This is a genomic window from Kitasatospora sp. NPDC041917, from assembly GCF_055589745.1.
This window is the reverse complement of the sequence record NZ_JBVJBI010000001.1, coordinates 240123-265965: the sequence shown is the minus strand read 5'-3', so window position 1 is coordinate 265965 and position 25843 is coordinate 240123. Positions and strand designations below refer to the sequence as shown.

Below are 25843 nucleotides of genomic sequence, written 5' to 3'. Positions count from 1 at the left end.
CCAGGGTGATGGTGCTCAACGGCCCCAACCTGGGCCGGCTGGGCAGCCGGGAGCCGGACGTCTACGGCGCCACCTCGTACGCCGGACTGGTCGAGCGGTGCACCGCGCTGGGCAAGGAGTTCGGCTTCGAGGTCGAGGTGCACGAGACCAACTCCGAGCAGCAGATGGTGGAGTGGCTGCACGAGGCGGCCGACGGGCAGGTGCCGGTGGTGATCAACCCCGGCGCGTTCACCCACTACTCGTACGCGATGCGGGACGCCGCGGCCCAGCGCACCGCGCCGCTGATCGAGGTGCACATCTCCAACCCGTACGCCCGGGAGACCTTCCGGCACACCTCGGTGATCGCCGCGGTGGCCTCCGGCACCATCGCCGGCTTCGGGCTCGGCTCCTACGAGCTGGCGCTGCGCGCGCTGGCCGAGCGGCTCACCACCCGCTGAGGGTACGGGCGGTGGCCCGGCGGCGGACTGTGCCCGCCGCCGGGCCGCCGTGTAGTGTCCCCGCTGAGAGGTGTCGGGAGGTGCCGTGACGCAGTACGCCGGAGGTGGGCAGGTCCCGCCGCGTCCCGTCGCTCCACCGGTACCGCCGGGAGGCGGGACACGGGGGACGTCGTCGGGGGCGCCGCTCGCCCCTCCGTCCCCGCCGGTCCGGCCGGCGCCCGCGGCCCCCGCCGCTCCCGGGCCCGTCGCCCGTTCCGCCCCGGCCCCCGCGGCCGCACCCGTGCCGAGCGCCCCGGTGCCCGCCGGCGGAACCGGGCACTTCGTGCTGCCGTCCGGCGCGCCCGTCCAACTGCCCACCCACCCGCCGCGGCAGCACGCGGCCACCGGGCCGATCGCCGTCCTGCTGATCGGACCGGCCGGGGCCGGCAAGACCACCGTCGCCCGCCACTGGGCCGAGCGGCGGCCCACCCCGACCGCGCACATCAGCCTGGACGACGTCCGCGAGTGGGTGCAGTCCGGCTTCGCCAACCCCCAGTCCGGCTGGAACAACGCCTCCGAGGCGCAGTACCGGCTGGCCCGCCGCACCTGCGGCTTCGCCTGCCGCAACTACCTGGCCAACGGCATCTCCTGCATCATCGACGACGCCGTCTTCCCGGACCGCCCGGCGATCGGCCTCGGCGGCTGGAAGCGGCACATCGGCCCCGGCATGATCCCGGTCGTCCTGTTGCCCAGCCTGGACTCCGTCCTGCACCGCAACGCCCGGCGCAGCGGCAACCGCCGCCTCGGGGACGAGGAGGTCGCCCGCATCCACGGGCGGATGGCCGGCTGGTACAACTCCGGGCTGCCGATCATCGACAACTCCTCCCTGGACGTCGCCGGGACGGCCGCCGAGCTGGACCGCGTCATCCTGGCCCGGCTGATGGGCATCCCGGTCCGCTGAACCGCCGCCCCGGCCCGCGGGAGCCGTGCCTTCCCGGTCCGCCGGCCCGCGGCGTCGCGGAGCTGTCGGAGCCGGCTGCGATGATGGACGGGTCATGTCGCCGCGCCCGGAGGAGCCGACGCCCGTGCCCGAAGGCCACATCATCCACCGCCTCGCCACCGAGAACCGGAAGGCCTTCGGCGGCCGCCCGGTGCGGGTCTCCAGCCCGCAGGGCCGGTTCGCCGACGAGGCCAAGGTGATCGACGGGCAGCTGCTCACCGGTGCGGAGGCCACCGGCAAGCACCTCTTCCTCGGCTTCGAGGAGGGCGCCTGGGTGCACGTCCACCTCGGCCTCTACGGCGGATTCACCTTCGGCACCGGCCCGGCGCCCGAGCCGGTCGGACTGATCCGGCTGCGGCTGGAGAACGAGGACGGCTACGCCGACCTGCGCGGCCCCAACACCTGCGCGCTCGTCACCGAGGGCCGGAAGGCCGCCGTCGCCGCCCGGCTGGGCCCCGACCCGCTGCGCGCCGACGCCGACCCGGAGGCCGCCTGGCGCCGGATATCGGGCAGCCGGACGACCGTCGCGGCACTGCTGATGGACCAGAAGGTGCTGGCCGGGGTGGGCAACGTCTACCGGGCCGAGGTGCTGTTCCGCCACGGCATCGACCCGCACCGGGCCGGGCGCGACCTCACCCGCCGGGAGTGGGACGCGGTCTGGGCCGACCTGGTCGCCCTGATGCGCGAGGGCGTCACCGCCGGCCGGATCGACACCGTCCGCCCGGAGCACACCCCCGAGGCGATGGGCCGCCCGCCCCGGGTGGACGACCACGGCGGCGAGGTGTACGTCTACCGGAGGGCCGCCATGCCCTGCCTGGTCTGCGGCACCGACGTGCGGACGGAGGAGCACGCCGCCCGCAACCTCTTCTGGTGCCCGGGCTGCCAGTCGGCGTGACGGGCGCCCGATCGTGACGCGTGCTGCCCCCGTGTCGTGGACAGCCCTTCTGAGCTGCGACGATGGACGTCGAGCGCGCCGAGCCGCGCGCCCCTGTCCGCACGGCCACGTGTGAACGTGGAGCGAAAGGAAGTCCCATGATCTTCATCACGGTCAAGTTCCCGGTCCGCCCCGAGCGCGCCGACGAGTGGCTGGGCCTGGTCGACGAGTTCACCCGGGCCACCCGCCAGGAGCCCGGCAACCTCTTCTTCGAGTGGTCCCGCGGCGTCGACGACCCCAACGAGTTCGTCCTGGTCGAGGCGTTCCGCGACGGCGACGCGGGCAAGGAGCACGTGGAGTCCGCGCACTTCGCCAAGGCCATGGAGGAGCTGTCGTACGCGGTGGCCGCCAAGCCGCGGATCGTCTCGACCGAGATCCCCGGCCTGGACGGCTGGGCGGAGATGGGCGAGATCACCCCCCGGTGACGTCCGAGTGCCCCTCCGGCCGGGTGCCCAGCCCGTAGGCTGGGGCCGACCGGCCGGAGGGAGCAGGCGGATGGAGCGGCAGGAGGTGGCCAACACCGTGTCGGGCGCCACGGTGGGCGGCCACGTGGTGCAGGCCGGGAGCATCGGGGCGCTGCACCTGCACCAGCCGCGGGCGGTGCCGAGGCCGCATCAGATCCGGTCCCCGCACGGCCCGTTCGTCAACCGGGAGCCGGAACTCGCCGCGCTGACCGAGGCCTTGGGACGGGTCGTGGAGGGCGGACTCGGGGTCGTGGTGTTCACCGGCCTCGGCGGGGTCGGGAAGACCGAGCTGATCGCGAGGTTCACCGAGGAGCACCGGGAGCACTTCCCGGGCGGGGACCTCTACGCCGACCTGAAGGCCTACCGGCACCAGGGCGGGGTGGACCTCCCCGAGCTGCTGGCCGGATTCCTGCGCGCCCTCGGCACCGAGCCCCCGGCCGCGGAGGCCGAGCGGTTCACGGCGTTCCGCACCGCCACCGCCGAGCGCCGGTGCCTGTTCTTCCTGGACAACGTCGAGCACGCCGCGGAGGTCCGTGCGCTGCTCCCGGCCTGCGGGCTGGTGGTGGTCGCGAGCCGGCGGCGGCTGCCCGCGCTGCGGACGGACGGCGCCGTGGTGCGCCGGCTCGGCCCGCTGAGCGCGAGGGCGGGCGCCGAGCTGGTGCGCGGCTGGGTGGGCCCGGGGCGGGGCACCGACGGGGAACTGGCGGAACTGGTCGAGCTGTGCGGCGGGCTGCCGCTCGCGCTGAACGCGGTCGGGAGCCAGCTGCTGGACCGGGACCACCTGCCGGTCGGCCGGGTGGTGGCCGAACTGCACGACCGGGAGGGCAGGTTGGCGATGCTGGAGGACGAGGAGAGCGATCTCGGCGCGACCTACGACCTGGTCTACGAGCGGCTGTCGGCGCCGGGCCGGGCGCTTTACCACCTGATCGGCGTGCACCCCGGCCCCTTCGTCTCCGCCGAACTGGCGCGTGCGGTCGGCGTCGAGCTGGCCGGGCAGGCGATCGGGGAGCTTCGGGGCGTCCACGTGCTGGACGAGGTGGTGGACGGCGACCGCGAGGACCGCTTCCGGGCCCACGACGTGGTGCGGCTGCACGCCTACGGCCGGACCCGGGAACTGGCCGGCCGCGGGGAACTCCTCGCCGCCGTCGTGGCCTACTACCGGGGCCGGGCCTCGGTCGCCGACCGTGCGATGGCCGGGAGCAGGCTCCGCCTGCAGGACCCGAGCGGCGACGACCTGCCCCGCTTCGCCTCCGACACCGCGGCCCTGGAGTGGCTGTACGCGGAACGGGCCAACTTCCGCGCGGTGGTGGAAGAGGCGGCCCGGCAGGGGTGGCACGGCGAGGTGTGGCGGCTGTGCGAGTCGCTCTGGCTGCTGTACCACGACCGCAGGCTCTACCAGGACTGGATCGCCACCCACCGGCTCGGCATCGAGTCGGCCCAGTGGGACAACCAGCCGGCCGCCGTGGTCCGGATGCGCAACCAGCTCGCCCGGGCCCACTTCGACCGCAAGGAATACCGGCTCGCCGCCGAGCAGTTGGCGCTCGCCGCGGAGCAGGTCCCGCTGGTGACCGACCGTCGGGTGGTGGGGGTGCTCCACGAGACGGACGGTCTGCTCTGCCTGGCCGACGGCCGCCCGGGCGACGCGGTGCGGCGGTTCACGCTGGCTCTGGCGGCGAACCGGGGCGACGAGCACGGCGAGATCGTCCAGAGCTACAACCTGGCGCAGGCGCTGATCGCCGACGGCCGCGCGCAGGAGGCGCTGGCCCGGCTGGCCGAGGCCACCGCGCAGGCCGAGCGGACGCGGGACGAGGACATGCTGATGAAGCTGCCGCTGGTCCGCGCCCGGGCCCACCGGGCGCTCGGGCAGCCGGAGCTCGCCGCCGCCCACGCGGGCGACTGCGCCCGGCGGGCCGAGGAGCGCGGCCAGTACGCGAAGGAGGCGCAGGCCCACACCCTGCTGCTCGCCCTCGCCGAGGAGCTGGACGACGCGGAGCTCGCGGAGCGCAGCCGGGCGCGGCTGCGGGAGCTGCCGGAGTAGCGCCCTTCTCAGGGTCCGGTGCGGAAGGACACCCGGGTGCGGTGCTCGCCGGTGCGGACGGTGAGGCCGTGCCGGGGAAGGCCGGCCGGGTCGCCGCCGTCGGCGAGCCAGCAGGCCACGGCGGAGCCGAGCAGCAGCGGGTCGACGGCGGGGTCGGGGCAGGTCCAGTCCGGTTCGGCGCGGGCCTCCAGCAGCAGGCCGCCGCGCAGTCGGAGCAGGTGGCGGGCCGGGCCGAGGGCGGCCACCGCGACGGCGAGGCCGGGGAGTTCGGCGGCGGAGTCGGCGAGCCAGCGGGCGGCGGGGCGTTCGGCGTGCACCTCGGTGCGGGTCAGGACCTCGGCGGTGTAGCGCAGGGCGTCGCCCGGGTGCTCGTCGGTGAGGGCGTGGAAGCCGCGCGGGGCGTGGTCGTGCGGGTCGAAGGGGTAGCGCCGCAGGCTGACCTCGATGCCCTCGCTCCGGCCCTCGACGTCGTACGCGGTGGGCCGGTCGACGGTGCCGGGGCACGGGGCCGGCCTGGGGTAGGGCGGCAGGGCCGGTTCGTCCCCGGGCTCGTCCAGCCCGGCCAGGAAGGAGTGCAGCAGCGGGCGCAGCAGCCGGGCGGATTCGCCGCGGTGGGCGAGCGAGCGGTCGGTGATCGCGCTCAGGTCGGCCGGGGCCCGGGCGAGGGCCTGTTCGACCTGGGCGGCGAGGTCCCCGTCCGGGTCGAGGACGGGCGCTGCCTGGCCGAAGGCGTAGCCGGGGGAGCGGGGGTCGAGTTCGGCGGCGCCGGTGGCGACGAGCAGGGTGCGGTGGTTCAGGGCGGCGCCGTAGACGGTGACCGATCCGTGGTCGCCGATCACGCAGTCGGCGGCGACGAGCGCGGCCTGCCAGCCCTGGTGGGGCGGGATCAGGCGCAGGCCCATCCGGCGGGCGTCGTCGAGCAGCGCCTCGGGGTCGTGGCGGCTCCACACGTTGGGGTGCAGGACGACGGCCACCGTGTACTCGTCGGCGGGGAGCCGGCGGACCAGCCGCCGGGGGAGGTCCGGGCGGCGGCCGAACAAGGAGTGCTCGCTCCAGGTGGAGCTGACGACGACGAGCCGTCGGCCGCCGGTGGCACCGAGCGCAGCGCGGTAGCCGTCGCGGGAGCGCCGGCTGCCGAGCATCCGGTCGAAGCAGGGGTCGCCGACAACCCGGGCGACGTCCAGCGCCTCGGGGCAGGAGTCCCGCAGCCGGTCCAGCTGCTCGGGGTGGGAGAGGCCGAGGACGTCCACGAACACCCTTCCGCGGTGGGTGAGTTCGTTGCGGGACAGACCGGCGGCGGTGACCGTGTCGCCGGTGGACTCGGTGACCAGCCGGTTGTAGCCGACGCCGTGCGGGAGGACGACGAGGCGGGCGTCCAGCCGGTGCATGGAGGAGTGGACGGCGCAGGCGACGGCCAGGTCGAAGCGGCGGCTGACGGCGTCCTCCCAGTCCAGCACGGTGAAGCCGGGCAGGCCGTGCAGGTACTCGTCCAGGGCGCGGTCGGCGAAGGCGGAGCCGGGGTTGACGGTGAAGTACCGCTCGATGCCGTCCGGGTTCAGCAGGGTCAGGACGTCCAGGACCCGGGTGGCCGAGGTGAGGGTGCGGGCGACCGCCAGCACGCGGGCCCTGACCGGTCGGGTGTTCCACCGGTCGGCGGGCCAGGCGTGGGGGCGGGACGGCACGTCATGATCGTACTCATCCGCTTCGGCCGCGGCGCGGTTCCGGGGCCGGGCCAGTGGGTCAGCCCGTGGCCGCGGTGGGCTCGTGGTGTTCGCCGGCGGCGCACTCGTCGAGGAGGGGGCGCATGGCCTCGTCCACGAGCTGGTAGCGCACCACGCGTCCGTCCCGGTCGCCGGTGACCACGCCGGCCGTGCGGAGCAGCCGCAGGGCCTGGGAGACGGCGGGGTCGCGCATGCCGGTGGCGACCGCGAGGTCGGTGACGGCGAGCGGCCCGGCCCGGTGGAGGGCGAGCAGCAGGGCGAGCCGGCCGGGGTCGGCGAGCAGGGAGAACCGCTCGGCCCAGGACCGGACGTGGGCCGGGTCGCCGATCGCGGCGATGGCCTCGCAGACCCGGTGCCCGTCGATGGTGCGGTGGCCCGCGCGGTCGGCCGGTACGAGATGCATGCGGACATTCTCGCAGGCGGCGGTCTGTGATCCTGGACACCTGCGCAGGTGCGCAACCTTGCACGGGTCGGGGCGTGGCCCCTACGGTGTTCCCCGCCGTGGTGCTCGGGAAGACCGGTGACGGACCCTCAGGGGTCCCAGCCCGGAGCGGCCCTCGCCACTGTGATCGGGTCGTTCCTCCGTCCGCGGAGGAACGTCGTCCGTACCCATGGAGCCACTGGGCGCCTCGCGCGCTTGGGAAGGCGGGTACGGGCGTCCCGTCAGCCAGGAGACCGGCCACGGCATCTCACGAGGTTTTCCACGAGGTGCTGGAGCGTGATCCGCAGATGACCCTGCCCGAAACCGTTGCCGCCGGGGCCGAACCGGCCCCCTCCGCGCTGCCCAGCTTCCAGTGGCGGCGCGAGGACACCGTCCGTACCGCCGGGCTGATGGCGGTGATCGTGGCCATGCACGTGGTGGCCTTCGGCACGCTGATCTTCCTGGTCGCACCCGAGAAGTACGCGGTCGGTACCCAGGTCTTCGGGGTGGGCCTGGGTATCACCGCGTACACCCTCGGGATGCGGCACGCCTTCGACGCCGACCACATCGCGGTGATCGACAACACCACCCGCAAGCTGATGGCGGACGGCAAGCGGCCGGTCTCGGTGGGCTTCTGGTTCGCCCTCGGGCACTCCTCGATGGTGGTGGTGATGGCCGCCCTGGTGGCGGGCGGCGCGCAGCTGGCGAACACCCTGATGGACGACGAGTCGACCACCCACAAGTGGCTCGGCGTGATCGGGACGACCACTTCCGGCGTGTTCCTCTACCTGATCGGCGCGCTCAACCTGGCGGCGCTGCTCGGCATCCTCAGGGTGTTCCGCTCGATGCGGGCCGGGAAGTTCGACGAGAAGGAGCTGGAGGCGCACCTCGACTCGCGCGGCTTCATGGCCCGGGTGCTGAACCGGGCGACCCGTTCGATCACCCGGCCCGGGCAGATGTTCCCGGTGGGCATGGTGCTGGGCCTGGGCTTCGACACCGCGACCGAGGTCACCCTGATGGTGATGGCCGGCTCGGGTGCCGCCTCCGGGCTGCCCTGGTACGCGATCGTCTGCCTGCCGCTGCTGTTCGCGGCCGGGATGAGCCTGTTCGACACCCTGGACGGGACGTTCATGAACTTCGCGTACCAGTGGGCCTTCGCCAACCCGGTGCGGAAGGTGTACTACAACCTGACCATCACCGGTCTGTCGATCGCGGTGGCCTTCATCATCGGCACCATCGAGCTGGTCGGGGTGCTGCACGAGAAGCTCGATCTGACCGACCCGGTCACCGGGTTCATCGCCGACATCTCGCTGGACAACGTCGGCTACGCCATCGCCGGGCTGTTCGTGGTCGTCTGGGCGATCGCGATCGGGTACTGGAAGCTCGCCGGGGTCGAGAAGCGCTGGACGCCCGAGGGCTCCTGAGCCACCCGGCCGCGAGCAGCGGCCTGCCCGCGCACGCCGGAACGGCGCTTCCCCGCGGTGGGGAGGCGCCGTTCGCGTTCCGGGGGCCGGGTGCGCCCCGGGTCGGCGCTCCTCGCGGAAGGCGACGTGCCGGCCGGCGACCGGGTCGTACTCGCACAGGACCAGCAGTGACAGATCCGTGACGGAACGTAGCGGACGGCGGGGGTTCGAGGGACCGCCGGGGGGTGCGGGGCCCCTCGGCGGCACGCTGCGTGGGGGGCGGGGTGCGGGCCCGAGGGGGACGGTGCCGCGGTCGCGCAGGGGGGCGTGCAAGGGGTATTGGGGGTTCTGCCGGGGGTGCTCGGCGGGCGCTTCGGGCCGGGGGTTCGTAGGCTCGACGCATGGCGGATGCGTACGCGGGGCGGCGGGAGCGGGTGAGGGAGCACTGCAGTGCGGCCGGGGCCGATGCGGCGCTGATCACCCGTGCGGCGAACGTGCGGTACCTGACGGGCTGCGCGCCCTGCGGGGCGAGCCTGCTGCTGACCAGGGAGCGGGCGCTGCTCGCGCTGCCGGACGACCTGCCGCCGGACGACTCCGGGGAGCACCTGATCGCCCCTGACGTCACCCGGCTGCCGGTGGCGGCCGGGTCGGACTCCGCGCTGGCCGTCGCGGCCGTCGCCGCGCGGTCCGGGGTGTCGGGACTGGCGGTGGAGGAGCACGACCTGACCGTCACCCGGCACCGGGCGGTGGGGGGCCTGACCGAGGGGGCCCGGCTGGTGGACCTCGGTCAGACGGTCGAGCGGCTGCGGGTGGTCAAGGACGAGCACGAGATCGCCGACCTGCGGATCGCCGCCGAGATCGCCGACCAGGCGCTGGGCGAGCTGCTGGAGTCGATCCTGGTCGGCCGCACCGAGCGGCACCTGGCGATGGAGCTGGAGCGCCGGATGATCGACCACGGCGCCGACCGGGCCGCCTTCCCGGTCTCGGTCGGCACCGGCAGCCACTCCGGCCAGGCCGCCCACCAGCCCACCGACCGCCGGGTGGAGGAGGGCGACTTCCTGACCGTGGTGATGGGCGCCCAGTACCGCGGCTACGGCGTCTCCACCGCCCGCACCTTCGTGATCGGCGCGGCCCCCGCGCCCTGGCAGGTGGAGCTGCACCGGCTGGTCTTCCGGGCCCAGCGGGCCGGGCGGGAGGCGCTCGGACCGGGCGTGGAGCAGTGCGTGCCCGACCGGGCCGCCCGGCAGGTCCTGGAGGCGGCCGGCCACACCGAGGCCTCCCCGCACCCGGTGGGCCACGGCGTCGGGCTGGAGATCCGGGAGGCGCCGCGCCTCGGTCCGTCGGACATGGGTAAACTGGACAGCCGCGTGCCGGTCACCGTCGGTCCGGGGGTCCACCTCCCGGGCAGGGGCGGCGTCCGGATCGAGGACACGCTCGTCGTGCGCCCCCTCGAAGAGGGCGGGCCCGAGCTGCTCACCATCACCACCAAGGAGCTCCTCGCCCTGTGACCGCGGCCCCCCGGGGGCCGTGGAAGGCAGGACGCAATCCCTTGGTTCCTTGACAGCTATACAGGAGTTAGTGCGCCCGTGGCTTCCACGAACGATCTCAAGAACGGCATGGTCCTCAAGCTGGAGGGCGGCAAGCTCTGGTCCGTCGTCGAGTTCCAGCACGTCAAGCCCGGCAAGGGCCCGGCCTTCGTGCGTACCAAGCTCAAGGAGGTCCTGACCGGCAAGGTCGTCGACAAGACCTTCAACGCGGGCACCAAGGTCGAGACCGCCAACGTCGACAAGCGCGGCATGCAGTTCTCGTACAAGGACGGCGAGAACTTCGTGTTCATGGACATGGACACCTACGACCAGCTGACCATCGAGCCGTCGGTCGTCGGCGACGCCGCCAAGTACCTGCTGGAGGGCTTCGAGGCCCTCGTCGCGCAGAACGAGGGCTCGGTCCTCTACATCGAGCTCCCGGCCGCGGTCGAGCTGACCATCGCCGAGACCGAGCCGGGTGTCCAGGGCGACCGCTCCACCGGTGGCACCAAGCCGGCCACCCTGGAGACCGGCGCCGAGATCCAGGTGCCGCTCTTCGTCACCAAGGGTGAGAAGGTCAAGGTCGACACCCGCGACGGCAGCTACCTCGGCCGGGTGAAGTAAGTCCGTGTCGGCCGCACGCAGCAAGGCCCGCACCAGGGCCTTCCAGATCCTCTTCGAGGCCGACCACCGCGGGGTCGACCCGCAGCAGGTCCTCGCCGACTGGGTGGCCCGCGCCCGCGAGCCCAGGCCCGACGAGGGCACCCCGCAGGTCGGTGAGTACACCATGGAGCTCATCGAGGGGTACGTCCAGCACGCTCGTCGCATCGACGACCTGATCGAGCAGTACTCCGTCGGCTGGTCGCTCGACCGGATGCCGATCGTGGACCGCAACGTCCTGCGGCTCGGTGCCTACGAGCTGATCTGGGAGGACGGCGTCCCGGACGCCGTCGTCCTGGACGAGGCCGTCGAGATCGCCAAGGAGTTCTCCACGGACGACTCCCCGGCCTTCGTCAACGGCATGCTCGCCCGCTTCCTGGAGCTGAAGCCGAGCATCCGCCGGTAGGCAGGTGGACCTCGCGGACGGCCGTCGGACCCGAACAGGTGTCCGGCGGCCGTTCCGCGTTTCACCCGGTCGGCGTAGGGTGGGGACCTACTTGTCAGTAACTTGACGTCCGGAACCACGCGTGAAGGGCAGGTCCCCCCAGATGACCACCGCGATCCGCAGCGAGTTCGACCAGGGCATCGCCCTGACCAGGCACCCCGAGGAGGCCGGCCGCTACGACGCCGAGCTCGGCGCCGGCTGGCAGATCGGCGGCGGGGTGAACGGCGGACTGCTGCTCGCGGTGGCCGGACACGCGCTGTCGCTGGAGCACGGCACCCACCCGGACCCGGTGTCGATCAGCGGTTACTACCTGTCCGCCTCCACCCCCGGCCCGGCCACCGTCCGCACCGAGGTGCTGCGCACCGGCCGCGGCCTGTCCACCGGCACCGCCTCGCTCAGCCAGGACGGCGTCGAGCGGCTGCGGGTGGTGGCCAGCCACGGCGACCTCGCCACCGCCGACGGCGAGGTGCGCACCAGCGCGCGGCCGCCGCAGCTGCCGCCGCCGGACCAGTGCGTCGGCGTCGAGCACGCGCCCAAGGAGCTGATCGCCCAGGCCGCCCTGCTGGAGCGGTTCGACCTGCGGCTGGACCCGGCCACCATCGGCTGGGCGCTCGGGCAGCCCTCCGGCAACGGGCGGATCCAGGGCTGGTTCCGGCTCGCCGACGGCCGCGAGCCCGACCCGCTGCTGCTCCTGCTGGTCGCCGACGCGCTGCCGCCGGTCACCTTCGACCTCGGCATGCCGGGCTGGGCGCCCACCATCGAGCTGACCGTCCACCTGCGCGCCAGGCCCGTGCCCGGCTGGCTGCGGGTCACCCACGCGACCCGCAACCTGGCCGGTGGCTACTTCGAGGAGGACGCGGAGGTCTGGGACGAGTCCGGCCGCCTGGTCGCGCAGTCCCGCCAGCTGGCCCGGGCGCCCCGCCCCTGACCCGGCGGCCCCGCATTACCGGTGGTTACATTCCTGTGACACGCCGTACGTGTGCGGCGCGCGCGGATGGGGAGGAAGACGGTCAGCGGCGAGCGTGCCGCGGACCGTCAACCCCCGAAGCCAGGAGCCACCGATGAGTCAAAAGGGTCGCGCCCGCCGTAACTCCGACTGCACCGCCGGCGGCTCGCGGCCCGCGGTGCGGGCGTCGCACCGGCCACAGCGGGCCGGCGGCGCCGAGCAGGCTTTTGTCATCGGGGTGCTGACCAACGCCGCGGACTTCGCCCGGGCGCGCGCCTGGGGGATCTCCGACGCCCCCGACCACGAGCGCTACCTGGCCGACACCGCCGAGCTGCTGGCCGAGGCGCTGGAGCGGTTCGACACCGTCCGGGCCCGGATGTTCCACCCGCAGGACTTCGAGGAGTTCTGCGTGCTGCACGGGCTGGACCCGGCCGAGCCCGCCGCCCGCGACCGCTACCTGGTCAACCCGGCCCTGCAGACCCAGCTGCTGGCCTATCAGGGCGAGGAGCTGGCCGGGGACTTCGTGCCCCGCCTGGTGCGCGCCCGGGAGAACGGGCTGACGCTCTGCCACGCCGACCTGCTGCTCGACGGGGGCCTGTGCGGGGGCGCGGGCGCGCCCGACGAGGAGCACGCCGCCTGGGTACGCGCCGCCTACCAGCGCGGGGGCGAGGTGTTCCGCCGGATGCTGGTCGGCGCGGGGGCCGGCGTGTACGAGCTGCGCCTGCGGGTGGACGCGCCCGGCGGGAGGCTGACCGCCGCGGCTCGGGTCCTCCAGTGGGAGGACGGCGTGGTCCGGATCAACGACGAGGACCTGGAGCTGGTCTGCGCGGTGCTCTGCACCGGGCTGGCCCTGGAGCTGCCGGGCGTCGCGGTGCTGCACGGCTCGCAGGGCTCGGCCGCCTCCTGCGGGGAGTACCTGCAGGCCTCCTGGGCCTGGTCGAGCGGCGGGCAGGAGTGGGCGCCGGCCGAGCGGCCGGTCCGGCTGGACGGCGTCGCGGCGCAGCCCGGCTACAGCCTGGGAACGGTCTGCTGACGGCTCCGCCTCGGGGCCCCGTCCCGGGGGCCCCGACACCGCGGCGCGGCCCCCGGTCAGGGGAGCCGCGCCGTGACGTTTCTGCTTGCGGGTACGACCGGAAATCAGGCCGGGTCGTCCCTGGATCCGCCGGCGGGAGCCGGTGCGGCGAGCCTCAGCTCGCGTCCTCCTCGCGCACCGCGCGGCGCGCGTCGGGGTTCAGCACGCCCCAGGAGATCAGCTGCTCGGTGAGGATCGACGGCGACTGGTCGTAGATGACGGCCAGGGTGCGCAGGTCGTCCTGACGGATCGACAGCACCTTTCCGTTGTAGTCACCGCGCTGGCTCTGGATGGTCGCCGCGTAGCGCTGCAGCGGGCCGGCCTTCTCGGAAGGGACCTGGGTCAGTCTCTCCAGGTCGAGGACCAGGCGCGGCGGCGGCTCGGCCGCGCCGCCGGGCGTACCGCCGGGCAGCAGCTCCTGCACCGGGACGCCGTAGAACTCCGCCAGTTCGGCCAGCCGCTGCACGGTGACCGCACGGTCACCGCGCTCGTACGAGCCGACGACGACTGCCTTCCAGCGCCCCTGGGACTTCTCCTCGACACCGTGCAGGGAGAGACCCTGCTGAGTGCGGATCGCTCGGAGCTTGCCTCCGAGTTGCTTCGCGTAGTCGCTGGACATTGATCTCCCCGGACGAGATTGCTTCGCGTTCAGTGGTGGGTCACGGGCGATTGCCGACGCCGTTACCGGTGGGTCCGACGTCCGTCTCGTAACTCACTGTGAGGTTACGTAGAGTAAGGTAGTTGCGTCAAGCCGAATGGGGCAGTCGTGCGAATGGCCCGCATCGTCGGCGCGTCCGGAGTGTTAACCCCGGGAAGCGGAATGATGGCCGTCTGTTTGCGATCCGGCGCGCTGCTAGGATGGCCCGAAGCCCACGCCCGGTCGGCGGGGGCAGTCCCAGACATCCTTTAAGACCCGTCCCGTGAGGCGGGGAAGGAGGTCCGCTTCGGCATGACCACCCACCATGAACCGACGCCCCGGGCACCGCACCAGGTGCTGGACGGCACGGACATCGCCCGGGTCCTCACCCGGATAGCGCACGAGATCGTCGAGCGCGCCAAGGGCGCGGAGGACGTCGTGCTGCTCGGCATCCACACCAGGGGCGTCCACCTCGCCCGCCGCCTGCACGGCCGGCTGGCCCAGATCACCGGGCGCGAGATCCCGCTGGGCACCCTGGACATCACCATGTACCGGGACGACCTGCGGCTGAAGCCCGCCCGTGCCCTGGAGCACACCGAGATCCCGCCCGGCGGCATCGACGGCAAGCTCGTCATCCTCGTCGACGACGTGCTCTTCTCCGGCCGGACCATCCGCGCCGCGCTCGACGCGCTGAACGACATCGGCCGCCCGCGCGCCGTCCAGCTCGCCGTCCTGGTCGACCGCGGCCACCGCGAGCTGCCGATCCGCGCCGACTACGTCGGCAAGAACCTCCCCACCTCGCTGCGCGAGGCCGTTCAGGTGCGCCTGTCCGACAGCGACGGCGTGGACGCCGTCCTGGTCGGCGACCGCGACTTCGCCGCCCGCAGCTCGCAGGCCCTGGCACCCCAGTCTTCCGAACCGCACCTCCCGGAGTAACCCGCGTGAAGCGCCACCTCGTCTCCGCCGCCGATCTCAGCCGCGACGACGCGCTGCTGATCCTGGACACCGCCGAGGAGCTCGCCCAGCTCTCCGGCCGGGCCGTGAAGAAGCTGCCCACGCTGCGCGGCCGCACCGTCGTCAACCTCTTCTTCGAGGACTCCACCCGGACGAAGACCTCCTTCGAGGTCGCCGAGAAGCGCCTCTCGGCCGACGTCATCAACTTCTCCGCCAAGGGCTCCTCGGTCTCCAAGGGCGAGAGCCTCAAGGACACCGCGCTGACCCTCCAGGCGATGGGCGCCGACGCGGTGGTCATCCGCCACCACGCCTCCGGCGCGCCGGCCCGGCTGGCCCAGTCCGACTGGCTGCACGGCAGTGTGATCAACGCCGGTGACGGCACCCACGAGCACCCCACCCAGGCGCTGCTCGACGCCTTCACCATGCGCCGCCACCTCAACCCGGGCAGCGGCAACGACCTGGCCGGGCGCCACGTGACCATCGTCGGCGATGTCCTGCACAGCCGGGTCGCCCGATCCAACGTCCACCTGCTGAACACCCTCGGCGCGCAGGTCACCTTCGTCGCCCCACCCACGCTGCTGCCGATCGGGGTCGAGAACTGGCCCTGCGAGATCAGCTACGACCTCGACGCCGTGCTGCCCAAGACGGACGCGCTGATGATGCTGCGGGTGCAGCGCGAGCGGATGAACGCCGCGTTCTTCCCGACCGAGCGCGAGTACAGCCGCCGCTACGGCATGAACGGCCGCCGGATGGCCCAGCTGCCGGACCACGCGATCGTGATGCACCCCGGCCCGATGGTCCGCGGCATGGAGATCACCGCCGAGGTCGCCGACTCGCCGCGCTGCACCGCCATCGAGCAGGTCGCCAACGGCGTCTCCGTCCGGATGGCCGTCCTGTACCTGCTGCTCGGCGGAGCCACCCTCGCCGACACCGCCCGCACCGACTCCGTGGAGACCGCCCAGTGACCAGCTACCTGATCCGCAACGCCAAGATCCTGGGCGGCGCCCCGCAGGACCTCCACCTCGCCGACGGCGTGATCAAGGAGATCGGCACCGGCCTGACGGTCGAGGCGGACATCGAGATCGACGCCACCGGGCTGATCGCCCTGCCCGGCCTGGTCGACCTCCACACCCACCTGCGCGAGCCCGGCCGCGAGGATGCCGAGACCGTGCTCACCGGCACCCGGGCCGCCGCGATGGGCGGCTTCACCGCCGTGCACGCGATGGCCAACACCACCCCGGTGGCCGACACCGCCGGCGTGGTCGAGCAGGTCTGGCGGCTCGGCCAGGAGTCCGGCTACTGCGACGTGCAGCCGGTCGGCGCCGTCACCGTCGGCCTGGAGGGCAAGAAGCTCGCCGAGCTCGGCGCGATGCACGAGTCCGCCGCGGGCGTCCGGGTCTTCTCCGACGACGGCAAGTGCGTGGACGACGCGGTGCTGATGCGCCGCGCCCTGGAGTACGTCAAGGCCTTCGACGGCGTCGTCGCCCAGCACGCCCAGGAGCCGCGGCTGACCGAGGGCGCCCAGATGAACGAGGGCCAGGTCTCCGGCGAGCTCGGGCTCGGCGGCTGGCCGGCCGTCGCCGAGGAGTCGATCATCGCCCGCGACGTGCTGCTCGCCGCGCACGTCGGTTCCCGGCTGCACGTCTGCCACCTCTCCACCGCCGGCTCGGTCGAGATCGTCCGCTGGGCCAAGTCCAAGGGCTGGGACGTCACCGCCGAGGTGACCCCGCACCACCTGCTGCTCACCGACGAGCTGGTCCGCACCTACGACCCGGTGTACAAGGTGAACCCGCCGCTGCGCACCGCCGAGGACGTCCAGGCGCTGCGCAAGGCGCTGGCCGACGGCACCATCGACGCCGTCGCCACCGACCACGCGCCGCACCCGGCCGAGGACAAGGACTGCGAGTGGGCCGTGGCCGCGATGGGCATGGTCGGCCTGGAGACCGCGCTGTCGGTCGTGCAGCAGACCATGGTCGACACCGGCCTGCTGAACTGGGAGGCCGTCGCGGACCGGATGTCGCACCGCCCGGCCCGGATCGGCCGTCTCAGCGGCCACGGCCGGCCGATCTCGGTGGGTGAGCCCGCCAACCTGGTGCTGTTCGATCCCGCGTACCGTGGAGCCGTGAACCCGGACAGCTTCGCCACCCGCAGCCGCAACACCCCCTACAAGGGCCTGGACCTGCCCGGACGGGTGCACGCCACCTTCCTGCGCGGGCGCGCCACCGTGCTGGCCGGGGAGCTCGCCGAGCAGGGCGGCACGGAGTGATGCTCCACGCCACGCTCGCCCAGGAGCAGGCGAAGGTCACCGACTGGCCCGGTTACATCGGCTGGTCCATCGGCCTGCTGATCGTGATCGGCCTGGTCTACTGGCTGATGCGCCAGGGATGGAACTGGCGGCGCACCCTGCAGTCCGGCATCCCGCCGCTGCCGGCCGTGCCGGACCGCGCCGGACGCACCATCCTGGAGACCAGCGGCCGGTACCACGGCACGACCACCGCCGGGAACTGGCTCGACCGGGTCGTCGCCCACGGCCTGGGCACCCGCAGCCGCGCCGACCTCACCCTCGGCGAGGACGGCCTGCTGGTGCAGCGCCCCGGTGACGTCGACTTCTGGATCCCGGCCGAGCACCTGACCGGTGCCCGCACGGACTCCGGGATCGCCGGCAAGGTCGTCCCCTCCGGGCTGCTCGTCGTCAGCTGGGCGCACGAGGGCACCGAGCTGGACTCCGGCTTCCGGGCCGACCACCCCGACGAGCACGCCGCCTGGGTCGAGGCGATCGCTCGACTCGCAACACGTACGAAGACGAAGACGGAAGAGGCCGCGCAATGACCGCACCTGCCCCCACCACGCAGCGCCAACGGCGGGAACGAGTGCCTGCCGTGCTCGTCCTGGAGGACGGCCGGACCTTCCGCGGACAGGCCTACGGCGCCATCGGCGAGACCTTCGGCGAGGCGGTCTTCAACACCGGCATGTCCGGCTACCAGGAGACCCTCACCGACCCGTCGTACCACCGCCAGGTGGTCGTGATGACCGCCCCGCAGATCGGCAACACCGGCTGGAACGACGAGGACGACGAGTCCAAGCAGATCTGGGTCGCCGGCTACGTCGTGCGCGACCCCGCCCGGGTCGCCTCCAACTGGCGCTCCCTGCGCCCGCTCGACGAGGAACTCGTCCACCAGGGCGTCGTCGGCATCAGCGGCATCGACACCCGCGCGCTGACCCGCCACCTGCGCGAGCGCGGCGCGATGCGCTGCGGCATCTTCTCCGGCGAGGCGCTGGCCGACCCGGCCGCCCTGCTCGCCCGGGTGCAGCAGTCGCCCGAGATGAAGGGCGCCGACCTGTGCGCCGAGGTCGCCACCACCGAGCCGTACGTGGTGCCCGCGATCGGTGAGAAGCGCTTCACCGTCGCCGCGCTGGACCTCGGCATCAAGGCGATGACCCCGCAGCGGATGGCCGAGCGCGGCATCGAGGTGCACGTGCTGCCGGCCAACTCCACCCTGGAGGACGTCTACGCCGTCAACCCGGACGGCGTCTTCTTCTCCAACGGCCCGGGCGACCCGGCCACCGCCGACCACCAGGTCGCCGTCGCGCAGGGCGTGCTGGAGCGCAGGACCCCGTTCTTCGGGATCTGCTTCGGCAACCAGATCCTCGGCCGCGCCCTGGGCTTCGGCACCTACAAGCTCAAGTACGGCCACCGCGGCATCAACCAGCCGGTGCAGGACCGGACCACCGGCAAGGTCGAGGTGACCGCCCACAACCACGGCTTCGCCGTGAACGCCCCGCTGGACAAGGTGAGCGACACCCCCTACGGGCGGGTCGAGGTCTCCCACGTCTGCCTCAACGACGACGTGGTCGAGGGCCTGCAGGCACTCGACGTCCCCGCCTTCAGCGTGCAGTACCACCCCGAAGCGGCCGCCGGTCCGCACGACGCCGCCTACCTGTTCGACCGCTTCGTGAAGCTCATGGAGGGCCAGCGTGCCTAAGCGCACTGACATCAAGTCCGTCCTGGTGATCGGCTCCGGCCCGATCGTGATCGGCCAGGCCGCCGAGTTCGACTACTCGGGTACGCAGGCCTGCCGGGTCCTCAAGGCCGAGGGCCTGCGGGTCGTGCTGGTCAACTCCAACCCGGCCACGATCATGACCGACCCGGAGATCGCCGACGCCACCTACGTCGAGCCGATCACCCCGGAGTTCGTCGAGAAGATCATCGCCAAGGAGCGCCCCGACGCGCTGCTGCCGACCCTGGGCGGCCAGACCGCGCTCAACACCGCGATCTCGCTGCACGCGGCGGGCACGCTGGAGAAGTACGGCGTCGAGCTGATCGGCGCCGACGTCGAGGCGATCAACAAGGGCGAGGACCGCGAGCTCTTCAAGGGCGTCGTCGAGGCCGTCAAGGCCAAGATCGGCCACGGCGAGTCCGCCCGCTCGGTCATCTGCCACACCATGGACGAGGTGCTGGCCGGCGTCGACACGCTCGGCGGCTACCCGGTCGTCGTGCGCCCCTCCTTCACCATGGGCGGCGCCGGCTCCGGCTTCGCCCACAACGAGGAGGACCTGCGCCGCATCGCCGGCCAGGGCCTGACCCTCTCGCCGACCACCGAGGTGCTCCTGGAGGAGTCCATCCTCGGCTGGAAGGAGTACGAGCTGGAGCTGATGCGCGACAAGCACGACAACGTCGTGGTCGTCTGCTCCATCGAGAACTTCGACCCGATGGGCGTGCACACCGGTGACTCGATCACCGTCGCCCCGGCGATGACCCTCACCGACCGCGAGTACCAGATCCTGCGCGACATCGGCATCGCCGTCATCCGCGAGGTCGGCGTCGACACCGGCGGCTGCAACATCCAGTTCGCGGTCAACCCCGAGGACGGCCGGGTCATCGTCATCGAGATGAACCCGCGGGTCTCCCGCTCCTCGGCGCTCGCCTCCAAGGCCACCGGCTTCCCGATCGCCAAGATCGCCGCCAAGCTGGCCGTCGGCTACACCCTGGACGAGATCCCCAACGACATCACCGAGCAGACCCCGGCCTCCTTCGAGCCGACCCTCGACTACGTCGTCGTCAAGGTGCCGCGGTTCGCGTTCGAGAAGTTCCCGAGCGCCGACGCCACCCTGACCACCACCATGAAGTCCGTCGGCGAGGCCATGGCCATGGGCCGCAACTTCCCCGAGGCGCTGCAGAAGGCGCTGCGCTCGCTGGAGAAGAAGGGCTCCCAGTTCTCCTGGGCCGGCCCCGTCGGCGACAAGGCGGAGCTGCTGGCCAAGGCGGTCGTGCCGACCGACGGCCGGATCAACACCGTGATGGACGCCGTCCGGGCCGGCGCCACCCCGGAGGAGGTCTTCGAGTACACCAAGATCGACCCGTGGTTCGTCGACCAGCTCTTCCTGCTGGACGAGATCGCCGGCGAGCTGGCCGAGGCCGCCGAGCTCACCCCCGACCTGCTGCGCCACGCCAAGCGGCACGGCTTCTCCGACCAGCAGATCGGCGAGATCCGCGGCCTGAAGCCGGACGTGGTCCGCGAGGTGCGCCACGCCCTCGGCATCCGCCCGGTGTTCAAGACCGTCGACACCTGCGCCGCCGAGTTCGCCGCCAAGACCCCGTACTTCTACTCGTCCTACGACGAGGAGAGCGAGGTCGCCCCGCGCACCAAGCCCGCCGTGATCATCCTGGGCTCCGGCCCGAACCGCATCGGCCAGGGCATCGAGTTCGACTACTCCTGCGTGCACGCCTCCTTCGCGCTCGCCGAGGCCGGGTACGAGACCGTCATGGTCAACTGCAACCCGGAGACCGTCTCCACCGACTACGACACCTCCGACCGGCTCTACTTCGAGCCGCTCACCCTGGAGGACGTGCTGGAGATCGTCCACGCCGAGCAGCAGGCCGGCCCGCTCGCCGGTGTGATCGTCCAGCTCGGCGGCCAGACCCCGCTGGGCCTGGCCCAGGCGCTCAAGGACAACGGCGTGCCGATCGTCGGCACCCAGCCCGAGGCGATCGACCTCGCCGAGGAGCGCGGCGCCTTCGGCCGCGTCCTGCGCGACGCCGGCCTGCCGGCCCCCAAGCACGGCACCGCCTTCTCCTTCGAGGAGGCCAAGGCGATCGCCGACGAGATCGGCTACCCCGTGCTCGCCCGCCCGTCCTACGTGCTCGGCGGCCGCGGCATGGAGATCGTCTACGACGAGGCCTCGCTCGCCTCCTACCTGGAGCGCCACGCCGGCCTGATCTCCGAGCACCCGGTGCTCATCGACCGCTTCCTCGACGACGCGGTGGAGATCGACGTCGACGCGCTCTACGACGGCACCGAGCTCTACCTCGGCGGCGTCATGGAGCACATCGAGGAGGCCGGCATCCACTCCGGCGACTCCGCCTGCGCGCTGCCCCCGATCACCCTCGGCGGCCACGACATCAAGCGCCTGCGCACCTCCACCGAGGCCATCGCGCGCGGTGTCGGCGTCCGCGGTCTGATCAACATCCAGTTCGCCCTCTCCGGCGATATCCTCTACGTGCTGGAGGCCAACCCGCGCGCCTCCCGCACCGTCCCGTTCACCTCCAAGGCGACCGCCGTGCCGCTGGCCAAGGCCGCCGCCCGGATCTCGCTCGGCGCCACCATCGCCGAGCTGCGCGCCGAGGGCCTGCTCCCGGCCGAGGGCGACGGCGGCACGCTGCCCGCCGACGCGCCGATCGCGGTCAAGGAGGCCGTGATGCCGTGGAGCCGCTTCCGCGACATCCACGGCCGCGGGGTGGACACGGTGCTCGGCCCGGAGATGCGCTCGACCGGTGAGGTCATGGGCATCGACAAGGTGTTCGGCACCGCCTACGCGAAGGCGCAGTCCGGTGCGTACGGCGCGCTGCCGACCAAGGGCAAGGTCTTCGTCTCGGTGGCCAACCGGGACAAGCGCAACCTGGTCTTCCCGGCCCGCGCGCTGGTCAACCTCGGCTTCGAGGTGCTCGCCACCGCCGGCACCGCCGAGGTGCTCCAGCGCGGCGGCATCCCGTCCACGCTGGTGCGCAAGCACAGCGAGGGCGAGGGCCCGAACGGCGAGCGGACCATCGTCCAGCTGATCCACGACGGTGAGGTCGACCTCATCATCAACACGCCGTACGGCACCGGCGGCCGCCTCGACGGCTACGAGATCCGCACCGCGGCCGTGGCCCGCGCGGTGCCCTGCCTGACCACCGTCCAGGCGATGGGCGCGGCCGTGCAGGGCATGGACGCGCTGCTGCGCGACGAGGTCGGGGTGATGTCGCTCCAGGAGCACGCCGAGCTGATCAACGCCGGCCGCAAGTAGCACCACCGCAGTGGGGGGCACCGGAACAGCCGGGTGCCCCCCACTGCCATGACCGCCCCGCCCGTCACCCACCGCCACCCTTCCTCCGACGGGCGGCGCCCGCGCCCATCTGCTCTCTCCGCTCCGGGAGTTGAACCACCCTTGTACAAGCTTCTGTTCGACCTGGTCTTCAAGAAGATGGACCCCGAGAAGGCCCACCACCTCGCCTTCTTCTGGATCCGCCTCGGCTCCTCGGTGCCCGGCCTGCGCACCCTGGTGCGGCTGGTGCTCGCCCCGCGCGACCGGGCCCTGCGCACCCGCGCCCTCGGCCTCGACCTGCCCGGCCCGTTCGGTCTGGCGGCCGGCTTCGACAAGAACGGCGTCGGCATCGACGGCCTGTCGATGCTCGGCTTCGACTACGTCGAGATCGGCACCGTCACCGGCGAGCCCCAGCCCGGCAACCCGGCGCCCCGGCTGTTCCGCCTGGTCGAGGACCGCGCGCTGATCAACCGGATGGGCTTCAACAACCAGGGCTCGGCCCGGGTCGCGGCCCGGCTGGCCGCCCGCCCGCACACCAGCTCCACCCCGGTGATCGGCGTCAACATCGGCAAGACCAAGGTGGTCGAGGAGGCCGACGCCGTCGCCGACTACGTGAAGTCCACCGAGCGGCTGGCCAAGTACGCCGACTACCTGGTGGTCAACGTCAGCTCGCCGAACACCCCCGGGCTGCGCAACCTCCAGGCCGTGGACCACCTGCGGCCGCTGCTCGCCGCCGTCCGCGAGGCCGCCGACCGCAGCACCGCCCACCGCGTGCCGCTGCTGGTCAAGATCGCCCCCGACCTGGCCGACGAGGACGTCGACGCGGTCGCCGACCTCGCCCTGGAGCTGGGCCTGGACGGCATCATCGCCACCAACACCACGATCGGCCGCGAGGGCCTGCGCACCGACGCCGGGCGGGTCGCGGAGATCGGCATGGGCGGCCTGTCCGGCGCCCCGCTCAAGGCCCGTGCCCTGGAGGTGCTCCAGCGGCTGCGCGCCCGCACCGAGGGCCGGCTGACCCTGGTCTCGGTCGGCGGCATCGAGACCGCCGAGGACGCCTGGCAGCGGATCGTCCACGGCGCCGACCTGGTCCAGGGCTACAGCGCCTTCATCTACGAGGGCCCGTTCTGGTGCCGGCGGATCCACAAGGGCCTGTCCGCCAAGGTCCGCGCGGGCGGCTTCCGCAGCCTGGCCGACGCCGTCGGCAGCGCCGTGCGCAGTTCCTGAACCCCCTCCCCACCCCTCCGGAAAGAGACGACATGACCCTCGCCCCGTTCGGCGCCCGGCTGCGCCAGGCCCTCGACACCCGCGGCCAGCTCTGCGTCGGCATCGACCCGCACGCCTCCCTGCTCGCCGCCTGGGGGCTCGGTGACGACCTCGCCGGGCTGGAGACCTTCAGCCGCACCGTGGTCGAGGCGCTGGCCGACCGGGTGGCCGTGCTCAAGCCGCAGGCGGCCTTCTTCGAGCGCTTCGGCAGCAAGGGCGTCGCGGTGCTGGAGAAGACCGTGGAGGAGGCCCGGGCGGCCGGCGCGCTGGTCCTGATGGACGCCAAGCGCGGTGACATCGGCTCCACCATGGCCGCGTACGCCGAGGCCTTCCTGTCGCCGGGCAGCCCGCTGTTCTCGGACGCGGTGACGGTCAGCCCGTACCTGGGCTTCGGCTCGCTGCGCCCGGCCCTGGACCTGGCCCGGGAGCAGGGCTGCGGCGTGTTCGCGCTGGCGCTCACCTCCAACCCGGAGGGCGCCGAGGTGCAGCGCGCGGTGGGCGCGGACGGCGAGCCGGTCGCGGCCTCGGTGCTGCGTCAGCTGGCGGCCGAGAACGAGGGCGCCGCGCCGCTCGGCTCCTTCGGCGCGGTGGTCGGCGCGACGCTGGCCGACGCGGGCGTGGAACTGGCCATCAACGGCCCGCTGCTGGCCCCCGGGATCGGCGCCCAGGGCGCGACCATGGCCGACCTGCCGCGGGTGTTCGGCGCCTCGGTGATCAACGTGGTGCCGAGCGTCAGCCGGGACGTGCTCAAGCACGGCCCCTCGGTGCCGGCGCTGCGGGAGGCGGCGGAGCGCTTCGTCGGCGAGTTCGCGGACGCCGTCAAGTAGCGGAACCCGTCCTTCAGGTAGCCGCGCGGTGACCCTGCGGAGTGTCCGCAGGACCGCGCGGTGGCCGCCGAACCGACGTGAGCGCCGTCACATCGGCACCGCCAAAGTCTCGCAATCGCGGTCATTTTGCCCTGGAAAGTCCTGGTCGGCCTTGGCTGACCAGGACTTTTCGTGTTCTTTTCCTGACGTGGCGCCGCAATCCGGGTAGTGTCCGGCGATAGGTCATCGGCGAGCCGCTATTTCCGTGGCTCCCGCAGGTCAGGGCCTTGTGGTTCCCCTTGCGGACGGTGTCCTCGGTACCGAACCAGTCCTAGCTCAATCCATCCATCCACACCCTGAGGTGAACGGCGTGGCCCTTCCGCCCCTTACCCCTGAACAGCGCACCGCCGCGCTCGCCAAGGCCGCCGAGGCTCGCCGGGAGCGCGCCGAGGTCAAGAACCGGCTCAAGCACTCCGGCGCCTCCCTGCACGAGGTGATCAAGGCCGGAAAGGCCGACAACGACGTCATCGGCAAGATGAAGGTCTCGGCCCTGCTGGAGTCCCTTCCGGGCGTCGGCAAGGTCCGTGCCAAGCAGATCATGGAGCGCCTCGGCATCAGCGAGAGCCGGCGTGTCCGCGGCCTCGGTACGAACCAGATCGCTTCCCTGGAGCGGGAGTTCGGCGGTGGCGCCGCCTGACCGTGCCCCCGTGGTCCCAGGATCCCCCGCGATCCGGGATAATCGGTGCATGAGTGAGCGTCCGCGGCTGACCGTGCTCTCCGGCCCTTCGGGGGTCGGCAAGAGCACGGTCGTCGCTCATATGAGGAAGATGCACCCCGAGGTCTGGCTCTCGGTGTCGGCGACGACCCGGCGCCCGAGGCCGGGCGAGAAGAACGGGGTCCAGTACCACTTCGTCGACAACGACGAGTTCGACAAGCTGGTCGCCAACGGCGAGTTGCTGGAGTGGGCCGAGTTCGCCGGGAACCGTTACGGCACCCCGCGCGCGGCCGTGCAGGAGAAGCTGGAGCGCGGCGAGCCGGTGCTCCTGGAGATCGACCTCCAGGGCGCCCGGCAGGTGCGCGAGTCGATGCCCGAGGCGCAGCTGGTCTTCCTGGCTCCGCCGAGCTGGGACGAGCTGGTCCGCCGGCTGACCGGCCGGGGCACCGAGCCGCAGGACGTGATCGAGAAGCGGCTGGAGGCGGCCAAGGTCGAGCTCGCGGCCGAGCCCGAGTTCGACACGACCCTTGTCAACACCTCGGTCGAGCAGGTAGCGGCCGAACTGCTAGCCTTGCTCGGTGTAGCCTGACCTGTCTGTCTTTTCCACCCTTTCGGAAGGTTTTAGCGTGTCCTCTTCCATGACCGCGCCCGAGGGCATCATCAACCCGCCGATCGACGAGCTGCTCGAGGCCACCGACTCCAAGTACAGCCTCGTGATCTACGCCGCCAAGCGCGCGCGCCAGATCAACGCGTACTACTCCCAGCTCGGCGAGGGCCTGCTGGAGTACGTCGGCCCGCTGGTCGACACCCACGTGCACGAGAAGCCGCTGTCGATCGCGCTGCGCGAGATCAACGCGGGCATGCTGACCGCCGAGGCGATCGAGGCTGCCTGAGGCAGTCGCAGAGTTTCGGAAGGGCCCGGCGGAATCGTTTCCGCCGGGCCCTTCGGCGTTCCCGGCGGCCCTCGGGTGTTCCCCGACGGCCCTTCGGCGCTCGCCGGCGACCCTTCGGCGCTCGCCGGAGGGCAGGGCGCGGTGCGGGGGCCGGCCGGGGGGCCGTAGGGTGGGCGCGTTCGCGGCACGGCCGCGACGCGTTCCCGATGCGTTCCCGAGGCGGA

General features: G+C 72.7%; 25 protein-coding genes and 1 riboswitch. Of the genes, 22 read left to right on the top strand and 3 right to left on the bottom strand.

Annotated features, from left to right (window positions below; translation table 11 throughout):
- Window positions 1–8: 8 nt before the first annotated feature.
- From aroQ to ACZ6EM_RS01160, 5 genes are all read left to right on the top strand, one after another.
- Window positions 9–437, top strand: a complete 429-nt coding sequence (aroQ, locus tag ACZ6EM_RS01180; RefSeq protein ID WP_049653999.1) for a type II 3-dehydroquinate dehydratase — start codon at window positions 9–11, stop codon at window positions 435–437.
- A 280-nt stretch (window positions 438–717) separates the two neighbouring features.
- Window positions 718–1377 (top strand): AAA family ATPase, encoded by a 660-nt coding sequence (locus ACZ6EM_RS01175; protein WP_380542668.1) that lies wholly within the window; start codon window positions 718–720, stop codon window positions 1375–1377.
- 124 nt (window positions 1378–1501) lie between these two features.
- Entirely contained in the window at window positions 1502–2311 is an 810-nt protein-coding gene (locus ACZ6EM_RS01170; protein ID WP_401055471.1) for an Fpg/Nei family DNA glycosylase, read from the top strand.
- Between the two features lie 137 nt (window positions 2312–2448).
- Window positions 2449–2775 (top strand): putative quinol monooxygenase, encoded by a 327-nt coding sequence (locus tag ACZ6EM_RS01165; RefSeq protein ID WP_465771342.1) that lies wholly within the window; start codon window positions 2449–2451, stop codon window positions 2773–2775.
- A gap of 70 nt (window positions 2776–2845) precedes the next feature.
- Window positions 2846–4852 carry an AAA family ATPase gene (locus ACZ6EM_RS01160; protein WP_401055122.1) on the top strand — a complete coding sequence of 669 codons (2007 nt, stop codon included), beginning with the start codon at window positions 2846–2848 and terminating at the stop codon, window positions 4850–4852.
- An 8-nt stretch (window positions 4853–4860) separates the two neighbouring features.
- Here the strand turns inward: ACZ6EM_RS01160 and ACZ6EM_RS01155 are convergent, their stop codons facing one another.
- Together ACZ6EM_RS01155 and ACZ6EM_RS01150 are read right to left on the bottom strand one after the other, a co-directional pair.
- A complete protein-coding gene (locus tag ACZ6EM_RS01155; RefSeq protein ID WP_465771341.1) occupies window positions 4861–6534 on the bottom strand; it encodes a hypothetical protein in 1674 nt (557 codons plus the stop codon).
- A gap of 58 nt (window positions 6535–6592) precedes the next feature.
- Window positions 6593–6976 (bottom strand): ArsR/SmtB family transcription factor, encoded by a 384-nt coding sequence (locus ACZ6EM_RS01150; RefSeq protein WP_359897441.1) that lies wholly within the window; start codon window positions 6974–6976, stop codon window positions 6593–6595.
- Window positions 6977–7058: 82 nt separating this feature from the next.
- Window positions 7059–7271: riboswitch (cobalamin riboswitch) on the top strand.
- Window positions 7272–7302: 31 nt separating this feature from the next.
- Between ACZ6EM_RS01150 and nicT the strand changes: the two genes are divergently transcribed.
- The 6 genes from nicT (at window position 7303) to ACZ6EM_RS01120 (ending at window position 13007) form a co-directional block, all read left to right on the top strand.
- Window positions 7303–8418: a Nickel transporter NicT gene (gene nicT / locus ACZ6EM_RS01145; protein WP_401054638.1), complete on the top strand. Its 1116-nt coding sequence runs from the start codon at window positions 7303–7305 to the stop codon at window positions 8416–8418.
- Window positions 8419–8798: 380 nt separating this feature from the next.
- The gene (locus ACZ6EM_RS01140; RefSeq protein ID WP_380542680.1) at window positions 8799–9905 is read left to right on the top strand and encodes a M24 family metallopeptidase; all 1107 of its coding nucleotides are present in this window, start codon (window positions 8799–8801) and stop codon (window positions 9903–9905) included.
- Window positions 9906–9983: 78 nt separating this feature from the next.
- Window positions 9984–10547: an elongation factor P gene (gene efp / locus ACZ6EM_RS01135; RefSeq protein WP_359897438.1), complete on the top strand. Its 564-nt coding sequence runs from the start codon at window positions 9984–9986 to the stop codon at window positions 10545–10547.
- Between the two features lie 4 nt (window positions 10548–10551).
- Window positions 10552–10989: a transcription antitermination factor NusB gene (gene nusB, locus ACZ6EM_RS01130; RefSeq protein WP_359897437.1), complete on the top strand. Its 438-nt coding sequence runs from the start codon at window positions 10552–10554 to the stop codon at window positions 10987–10989.
- 142 nt (window positions 10990–11131) lie between these two features.
- On the top strand, window positions 11132–11956 hold the full coding sequence (locus ACZ6EM_RS01125; protein ID WP_401054706.1) for a thioesterase family protein: 825 nt from the start codon (window positions 11132–11134) through the stop codon (window positions 11954–11956).
- A 133-nt stretch (window positions 11957–12089) separates the two neighbouring features.
- The gene (locus ACZ6EM_RS01120) at window positions 12090–13007 is read left to right on the top strand and encodes a hypothetical protein (RefSeq protein ID WP_401054707.1); all 918 of its coding nucleotides are present in this window, start codon (window positions 12090–12092) and stop codon (window positions 13005–13007) included.
- 154 nt (window positions 13008–13161) lie between these two features.
- Here ACZ6EM_RS01120 and bldD read toward each other — a convergent pair whose 3' ends face one another.
- Window positions 13162–13665: a transcriptional regulator BldD gene (gene bldD / locus ACZ6EM_RS01115; RefSeq protein WP_030056198.1), complete on the bottom strand. Its 504-nt coding sequence runs from the start codon at window positions 13663–13665 to the stop codon at window positions 13162–13164.
- A 330-nt stretch (window positions 13666–13995) separates the two neighbouring features.
- On the opposite strand from bldD, the gene pyrR reads away from it, so the two are divergent.
- The 11 genes from pyrR (at window position 13996) to rpoZ (ending at window position 25619) form a co-directional block, all read left to right on the top strand.
- Window positions 13996–14619, top strand: coding sequence for a bifunctional pyr operon transcriptional regulator/uracil phosphoribosyltransferase PyrR (gene pyrR / locus ACZ6EM_RS01110; RefSeq protein WP_359897432.1), 624 nt, complete (start codon window positions 13996–13998; stop codon window positions 14617–14619).
- Window positions 14620–14624: 5 nt separating this feature from the next.
- A complete protein-coding gene (locus ACZ6EM_RS01105; protein ID WP_401054179.1) occupies window positions 14625–15602 on the top strand; it encodes an aspartate carbamoyltransferase catalytic subunit in 978 nt (325 codons plus the stop codon).
- Complete coding sequence (locus ACZ6EM_RS01100) at window positions 15599–16903, top strand: dihydroorotase (RefSeq protein ID WP_452178343.1); 1305 nt, start codon at window positions 15599–15601, stop codon at window positions 16901–16903. Before ACZ6EM_RS01105 ends, ACZ6EM_RS01100 begins: the two co-directional genes overlap by 4 nt.
- A complete protein-coding gene (locus tag ACZ6EM_RS01095; RefSeq protein ID WP_401052508.1) occupies window positions 16903–17466 on the top strand; it encodes a PH-like domain-containing protein in 564 nt (187 codons plus the stop codon). Before ACZ6EM_RS01100 ends, ACZ6EM_RS01095 begins: the two co-directional genes overlap by 1 nt.
- Window positions 17463–18620, top strand: coding sequence for a glutamine-hydrolyzing carbamoyl-phosphate synthase small subunit (gene carA / locus ACZ6EM_RS01090; protein WP_452178344.1), 1158 nt, complete (start codon window positions 17463–17465; stop codon window positions 18618–18620). Before ACZ6EM_RS01095 ends, carA begins: the two co-directional genes overlap by 4 nt.
- Window positions 18613–21921, top strand: a complete 3309-nt coding sequence (carB, locus tag ACZ6EM_RS01085; protein ID WP_452178345.1) for a carbamoyl-phosphate synthase large subunit — start codon at window positions 18613–18615, stop codon at window positions 21919–21921. The genes carA and carB overlap by 8 nt, the downstream gene beginning before the upstream one ends.
- Before the next feature lie 141 nt (window positions 21922–22062).
- Entirely contained in the window at window positions 22063–23166 is a 1104-nt protein-coding gene (locus ACZ6EM_RS01080) for a quinone-dependent dihydroorotate dehydrogenase (RefSeq protein ID WP_359897420.1), read from the top strand.
- Between the two features lie 32 nt (window positions 23167–23198).
- Complete coding sequence (gene pyrF / locus ACZ6EM_RS01075; RefSeq protein WP_380453397.1) at window positions 23199–24032, top strand: orotidine-5'-phosphate decarboxylase; 834 nt, start codon at window positions 23199–23201, stop codon at window positions 24030–24032.
- A 349-nt stretch (window positions 24033–24381) separates the two neighbouring features.
- Window positions 24382–24708 (top strand): integration host factor, actinobacterial type, encoded by a 327-nt coding sequence (gene mihF / locus ACZ6EM_RS01070; RefSeq protein WP_030056187.1) that lies wholly within the window; start codon window positions 24382–24384, stop codon window positions 24706–24708.
- 49 nt (window positions 24709–24757) lie between these two features.
- Window positions 24758–25315 (top strand): guanylate kinase, encoded by a 558-nt coding sequence (gmk, locus tag ACZ6EM_RS01065; RefSeq protein ID WP_359897418.1) that lies wholly within the window; start codon window positions 24758–24760, stop codon window positions 25313–25315.
- 37 nt (window positions 25316–25352) lie between these two features.
- Window positions 25353–25619: a DNA-directed RNA polymerase subunit omega gene (rpoZ, locus tag ACZ6EM_RS01060; protein ID WP_030240625.1), complete on the top strand. Its 267-nt coding sequence runs from the start codon at window positions 25353–25355 to the stop codon at window positions 25617–25619.
- The last annotated feature ends 224 nt before the right edge of the window (window positions 25620–25843 follow it).

What these genes read in the sequence shown, in the direction of transcription:
- ACZ6EM_RS01095 (WP_401052508.1), top strand. Translation starts at nt 16,903, where the DNA reads ATGCTCCACGCCACGCTCGCCCAGGAGCAGGCGAAGGTCACCGACTGG.
- nicT (WP_401054638.1), top strand. Translation starts at nt 7,303, where the DNA reads ATGACCCTGCCCGAAACCGTTGCCGCCGGGGCCGAACCGGCCCCCTCC.
- pyrR (WP_359897432.1), top strand. Translation starts at nt 13,996, where the DNA reads ATGACCACCCACCATGAACCGACGCCCCGGGCACCGCACCAGGTGCTG.
- aroQ (WP_049653999.1), top strand. Translation starts at nt 9, where the DNA reads ATGGTGCTCAACGGCCCCAACCTGGGCCGGCTGGGCAGCCGGGAGCCG.
- gmk (WP_359897418.1), top strand. Translation starts at nt 24,758, where the DNA reads ATGAGTGAGCGTCCGCGGCTGACCGTGCTCTCCGGCCCTTCGGGGGTC.
- ACZ6EM_RS01160 (WP_401055122.1), top strand. Translation starts at nt 2,846, where the DNA reads ATGGAGCGGCAGGAGGTGGCCAACACCGTGTCGGGCGCCACGGTGGGC.
- ACZ6EM_RS01125 (WP_401054706.1), top strand. Translation starts at nt 11,132, where the DNA reads ATGACCACCGCGATCCGCAGCGAGTTCGACCAGGGCATCGCCCTGACC.
- carA (WP_452178344.1), top strand. Translation starts at nt 17,463, where the DNA reads ATGACCGCACCTGCCCCCACCACGCAGCGCCAACGGCGGGAACGAGTG.
- bldD (WP_030056198.1), bottom strand. Translation starts at nt 13,665, where the DNA reads ATGTCCAGCGACTACGCGAAGCAACTCGGAGGCAAGCTCCGAGCGATC.
- ACZ6EM_RS01120 (WP_401054707.1), top strand. Translation starts at nt 12,090, where the DNA reads ATGAGTCAAAAGGGTCGCGCCCGCCGTAACTCCGACTGCACCGCCGGC.
- ACZ6EM_RS01150 (WP_359897441.1), bottom strand. Translation starts at nt 6,976, where the DNA reads ATGCATCTCGTACCGGCCGACCGCGCGGGCCACCGCACCATCGACGGG.
- ACZ6EM_RS01140 (WP_380542680.1), top strand. Translation starts at nt 8,799, where the DNA reads ATGGCGGATGCGTACGCGGGGCGGCGGGAGCGGGTGAGGGAGCACTGC.
- pyrF (WP_380453397.1), top strand. Translation starts at nt 23,199, where the DNA reads ATGACCCTCGCCCCGTTCGGCGCCCGGCTGCGCCAGGCCCTCGACACC.
- ACZ6EM_RS01165 (WP_465771342.1), top strand. Translation starts at nt 2,449, where the DNA reads ATGATCTTCATCACGGTCAAGTTCCCGGTCCGCCCCGAGCGCGCCGAC.